This window comes from Thiohalocapsa halophila, from assembly GCF_016583825.1.
Taxonomy (GTDB): domain Bacteria; phylum Pseudomonadota; class Gammaproteobacteria; order Chromatiales; family Chromatiaceae; genus Thiohalocapsa; species Thiohalocapsa halophila.
Window position 1 is genome coordinate 1 of record NZ_NRRV01000270.1, and the last position, 623, is coordinate 623.

Below are 623 nucleotides of genomic sequence, written 5' to 3' on the forward strand. Positions count from 1 at the left end.
TAGAAGGCGGCGCGGTACTGGGCCTCGCCTCGCATCCGGTAGTAGTGCGCCACCAAGCGATTCATCAGCTGGTGGCGCAGCACCGGGTCGCAGATGTCATCCAGCAAGGTGTCCATCGCCGCCAGATCGCCACAGGCCAAGGCCTGAGCCACGCGCAGATGGTCCGGAACCCGCTCGCGACCGGTCGCGGGACGCAGGCTGGCGGAGGAGGAGGATGGTTCTCGCACCGGTCCCGGAAGCGATACGTCGAGCGCACCGGCAGCAAGGGTCGGCGCATCCGTCGGCGCATCCACGTCAGTCAAGAGCCCCTCTCCGCCGCGCCGATCGGAGCCCGACGCCGCGCGAGACCGGGGGGAGAACCGAAATCGGATACGGGAGCGCAGCACCGGTTGCCGCCGACCCAGCAACCGCGGGCCCTCATGCGCCAGCGAAACCGGCTGTTCCCGACCGTCCCCGGATTCCAGCTCCCGCCGTCGCTCCCTCCTGTGGTGCCAGTACTTCGCGAGTACCAGACAGATGCCGCCGACACCGGTCGAAACCAAAGGCCAATACATGACATTCCCCCAGCTTGTTCTGAGAAGACGCCGAAGGTCTCCCGAGTACGATCATGATGCTCGGGATAC

At 66.6% G+C, this 623-nt stretch carries 1 protein-coding gene; it reads right to left on the bottom strand.

Annotation, left to right across the window (positions count from 1 at the left end; genetic code table 11):
* A partial coding sequence (locus CKO31_RS26360) for a hypothetical protein (RefSeq protein WP_200243951.1) occupies nt 1-302 on the bottom strand: 302 nt, incomplete at its 3' end.
* Between the last annotated feature and the right edge of the window lie 321 nt (nt 303-623).